This is a genomic window from Desulfosalsimonas sp., from assembly GCF_046483245.1.
In the GTDB taxonomy this organism is placed as follows: Bacteria; Desulfobacterota; Desulfobacteria; order Desulfobacterales; family Desulfosalsimonadaceae; genus Desulfosalsimonas.
On the sequence record NZ_JAWODO010000012.1, the window covers coordinates 1 to 4077 of the forward strand.

General features: G+C 54.3%; 6 protein-coding genes and 1 riboswitch. Of the genes, 3 read left to right on the forward strand and 3 right to left on the reverse strand.

The annotated features are described in order from the left end of the window. The 3 genes from R6U41_RS01705 to R6U41_RS01715 form a co-directional block, all read right to left on the reverse strand. Positions 1 to 251 (reverse strand): flavodoxin family protein (locus R6U41_RS01705; RefSeq protein WP_410268101.1); only part of this gene is annotated, 251 nt, incomplete at its 3' end. Between the two features lie 324 nt (positions 252 to 575). After that, positions 576 to 1307 (reverse strand): hypothetical protein, encoded by a 732-nt coding sequence (locus tag R6U41_RS01710; protein WP_410268102.1) that lies wholly within the window; start codon positions 1305 to 1307, stop codon positions 576 to 578. Positions 1308 to 1407: 100 nt separating this feature from the next. After that, on the reverse strand, positions 1408 to 1764 hold the full coding sequence (locus R6U41_RS01715) for a hypothetical protein (protein ID WP_410268103.1): 357 nt from the start codon (positions 1762 to 1764) through the stop codon (positions 1408 to 1410). A 59-nt stretch (positions 1765 to 1823) separates the two neighbouring features. Here R6U41_RS01715 and R6U41_RS01720 point away from each other — a divergent pair, with 59 nt between their 5' ends. The 3 genes from R6U41_RS01720 to R6U41_RS01730 form a co-directional block, all read left to right on the forward strand. Beyond that, positions 1824 to 2741 carry a radical SAM protein gene (locus R6U41_RS01720; protein WP_410268104.1) on the forward strand — a complete coding sequence of 306 codons (918 nt, stop codon included), beginning with the start codon at positions 1824 to 1826 and terminating at the stop codon, positions 2739 to 2741. After that, positions 2728 to 3564 carry a cobamide remodeling phosphodiesterase CbiR gene (cbiR, locus tag R6U41_RS01725; RefSeq protein ID WP_410268105.1) on the forward strand — a complete coding sequence of 279 codons (837 nt, stop codon included), beginning with the start codon at positions 2728 to 2730 and terminating at the stop codon, positions 3562 to 3564. Before R6U41_RS01720 ends, cbiR begins: the two co-directional genes overlap by 14 nt. 44 nt (positions 3565 to 3608) lie before the next feature. After that, positions 3609 to 3819: riboswitch (cobalamin riboswitch) on the forward strand. A 34-nt stretch (positions 3820 to 3853) separates the two neighbouring features. Next, a partial coding sequence (locus R6U41_RS01730) for a hypothetical protein (protein WP_410268106.1) occupies positions 3854 to 4077 on the forward strand: 224 nt, incomplete at its 3' end.

Sequence of the window (4077 nt, forward strand, 5' to 3'; positions counted from 1 at the left end):
GGCGTGGCCAGCATCAGCCCGTCTGCTGCCAGTATGGCGTCGCGCATGGCCTGAAAATCATCTTTGATCACGCATTCGCCCGTTTTTTTGCATCCGTAAATCTCCAGGCAGGGCGATATCTTCCGGTCCCACAAAACGATTTCGTCCACCAGCGCCCCCCGGCTTTTGGCCCCGGCCACTGCTTCTGCCAGCAGGGTTGCTGTGTTTCCCGCACGCCGCGGGCTGCCGTAAATGGCAACAATTCGACCCATAAGCTTGCCCCTTGCTTTTAAATGTTCGGATGGGTTGCTCCGGCCCCCCCCTTGAAACTTTGCACACAGTCGGCCATGATGCCGGCCCGGGGGTGGTTTGCGAGTCGCATTGAGCGCGCAAGCGGTCAGCAGGGAGCAAACCGCCACCGGGTCGGCATCATGCGAAAATTACAGAACCAGGCACAAACAGCAACTTTTTTTGAATTGCCTGGGAATTGATTCTGTCAGGCTTGGCCGGAAAAAACAAGCGCATTGTCATCACACAGCAAAGCCCGCTGCAGCGGCAGCGGGCTTTGCTGTGTGATACCGAAAAAATCAGAAATATTAAAAACTGTAGTAAATCCCCATTCCGCCGAACCAATCCGTGTCCTGGTCCGGAAGCACATCCTTGTCAAAATTATCCGTGTAGGCCAGATAGGCCGTTACTTCCAGGGCCTCGGTGAGGGCATAGGCGCAGTCAACCGAAAGCAGGTATTCGTGAAAGCCCGAATCTTCGCCCGCACTTGCGTCATCCCCGGCGATACCCACCGCGGCCCCGGCTCCCAGGGTCAGGTCTTTTGCCAGTTCATAGGCATAGCCCACCGAAACGTTGACATAATAATCCTCCACCTCGTCAAAGTCGTAATACCCCGTAACACCGGCCGTAAACCCGGAAAGCGGCTCAACCGATAAGCCCGCATAAACCTCCCGGGTCCCGGATCCGCCCTCGGGAAACAGATATTCGATGTAGCCGATGCTCACATCCACGGAATCCAGGGAAAACCCGTAGGACAGGGTCAGATCCACTTCAGAAAACTCCCCGCTGTTTAAGGTATCATCATAGTCGTCAATGTCCATGTTCCCCCATACGTTGAAACCAAACCCCCCTGAACTCACATCCACCGATGGCTGGGCTACAAGCCCATCATTAAACGTAATGCCCCGCCACACATACGCCGAGGCAAAATCCGTTCCCGCGGTGACATCAGCGGCAAGGGCCCTGCCCGAGAACCCGGCCACAGCGCATAACACCACCACCATCCCTGTTACAACCAACCCCTTCATCTTTTTCTGCATTCTCTGCTCCTCCTGATCATCTGTTGTTGAAAAACACTAAGCTCCAAACCTGTTTTCCATTTAGCTAAAACCGTGCCAGGCAAGGGGAAAAAGCCTATTTTCAATGTTTTTTCTTTTTTATCAGAATGTTATATTCATCCCCAGCATTCCTTAAAAACCAGACAAGCATACTTATTTTTACATTTTTGTATTGCAAATATTTAATTTTTACATTTTTGTTCAACAAATGAAATTGCAGCTCTTCCGATTTTTTTGGCACTTCCCGCGATACTGACGGGGGTTGGCCATGGGGCCGGCCGGGTGCGCTTTGCGAGTCGCATTGAGCGCGCAAGCGGTCAGCAGGGAGCAAAGCGCACCCGGCCGACCCCTTCCAAAAACCACTGAGCCACTTCTGATCCCCACTAGCAGAAGGCCCGGAAAAACGCTCAAGGCATTGACAGGCCTGGGCAATTGTCATTGACATGGCCCCACCGGCTCTTTATCCTTATTCATAATCTTCAAAGACAGGAAAGACCCATGAACAGCCCATACCGACCGGCATACCTGGAAACCCACAAAACCGGCAAACTGGCCGAAAAAATTCGCCGAGCATACGAAACCCTGCAAGACTGCACCCTTTGCCCAAGGCAGTGCCACGTCAACCGGACAGCCGGTGAAACAGGAATCTGCGGAATTGCAAACCACATGATAATTTCAGGCGGCCACCCCCATTTCGGCGAGGAATCCCCCCTGGTGGGCCGCCACGGCTCCGGCACTATCTTTATAACCGGCTGCAGCCTGACCTGCTGCTTCTGCCAGAACTGGGAAATCAGCCATGAGTGCCGGGGCGAGCCGGTAACAGCGCAGCAGGCCGCAGACATGATGATGGAGCTTCAGGCCCTGGGCTGCCACAACATCAATTTTGTCACCCCTACCCATGTGGTGCCGCAGATTTTATCCGCCCTGGAAAAGGCTGTTGAAAAGGGCCTGCACATTCCCCTGGTCTACAACTGCGGCGGATATGAAACCCAGGAAACCTTACGCCTGCTCCAAGGGATTATTGACATCTACATGCCGGATTTGAAATTTATGGATCCCGGCATTGCCCGCCGGGCCTGCGATGCCCCGGATTACCCGGAAACCGCTAAAGCCGCCCTAAAGGAAATGCATCGGCAGGTCGGAGACCTGCTGGTCAACCCGCAGGGCATTGCCGTGCGGGGTCTTCTGGTGCGTCACCTGGTGCTGCCGGAAAACCTGGCCGGCACCAGAGAGGCCATGGCCTTTATTGCAAAAGAGATTTCCCCAAACACGTATGTCAATATCATGAGCCAATACCGGCCCATGGGCCATGCCGCAAAAGTGCCGGAACTGGCCCGGCCGGTTGGACCCGGGGAATACCGGGATGCGGTAAACGCAGCCAGAGAGGAAAGAATCCACAGACTTGACCGACCGTAAAACCGATATTTCCGGAAAACATTCCTATACACCCCTGCCCCGGTCCTATAAAAACCGGTTTGGATTTTCCCTGGCCTGCCCCTCGTTTATCTACCCGGATCACATCCTGCCCAATGTCTCCATGCTGGCGCCGTTTGTGGATGAAATCGAGGTGCTGGTGTTTGAAAGCACACCCGCGGACAATCTTCCCCCCCAGGACGATATCCGGCAGATGGCGGCCCTGGCAGAAAACAAACAGATTTCCTATAACGTGCACCTGCCCACAGATGTCAGCATCACTGATCCGGACCCGCAGCGGCAAAAACACGCCATTGAACGCATTGTTTCAGCCGCAGACCGCACCCGGCCCCTTTTACCCGTGACCTGGACCCTGCATCTGCCTTTTGAAGAAAACAGCACAGATGCGGACACGGTGCAAAAATGGCAGAAACGGGCCATTGATGCATTGGAACGGCTGCTGGTCCAGAGCCGGATCGACTCCCGGCACATCTCCATTGAAAACCTGGATTATCCACCGGCATGGATGGAGCCCGTGGCAGAAGCCATGGATGTTTCCGTGTGCCTGGATACCGGCCACCTGCTGGAATACAATTTTGACATCCTTGAAACTTTTGAACTTTTCCGCCACAGGATCACGATCCTGCATTTATATGGCGGCGTGGCCGCCGGCCGGGGCCATTTGGGCCTTCATCGCCTGGATGCCCGGCACGCTCCGGCTGTATCGCGAATTCTGGAGGGCTTTTCCGGCACTGTCAGCCTGGAGGTATTTTCCTTCAATGATCTGAGCAAATCCCTGCCGGCCCTGGAGGGCCTTGTTTCCTGAGGGCCTTGCAGATATTGCTTGACTTTGCCCGCAGCCCTTGGTTAAAAATTTTAAGACAATTGAAACAGGGCGTTTTTTTGCAAACGGAACACGGTGCAAACCCGTGACGCTCCCGGCGCTGTGAACCGGTAAACGCCCGCGCGCATGCAGGGCCATGGCCCTGCGGTCACTGCCGGCTTTCAGGCCGGCGGGAAGGCGCGCGCGGGATAAATCATCCGGCAAGTCAGAAGACGTGTAAAAAACGCGAATTTACGGAATCCGATGGCAAAGGGTTCCGGCAGGAAAACCCATGTTTTCCGGTCGGAGCCCTTTTTTTGTTAAAAGCTTTTTACCGCGTCCGCTGTTTTTTCAGGAAGGAAGCCCTGGGGCCGGGGTCAGTTTTTTCGCTCCTGACCGTTTACGGATTCAGCCAATGCCTTCGCTTAAAATTTCAAAAACTCGGCCTGTCGGCCTCAAACAGTTTGAAATTTTTTCGCTCCGGCATTTGCTGAATTTTTCCGTAAACGCTCAATG

What these genes read in the sequence shown, in the direction of transcription:
- R6U41_RS01710 (WP_410268102.1), bottom strand. Translation starts at nt 1,307, where the DNA reads ATGCAGAAAAAGATGAAGGGGTTGGTTGTAACAGGGATGGTGGTGGTG.
- R6U41_RS01715 (WP_410268103.1), bottom strand. Translation starts at nt 1,764, where the DNA reads ATGACAATTGCCCAGGCCTGTCAATGCCTTGAGCGTTTTTCCGGGCCT.
- R6U41_RS01720 (WP_410268104.1), top strand. Translation starts at nt 1,824, where the DNA reads ATGAACAGCCCATACCGACCGGCATACCTGGAAACCCACAAAACCGGC.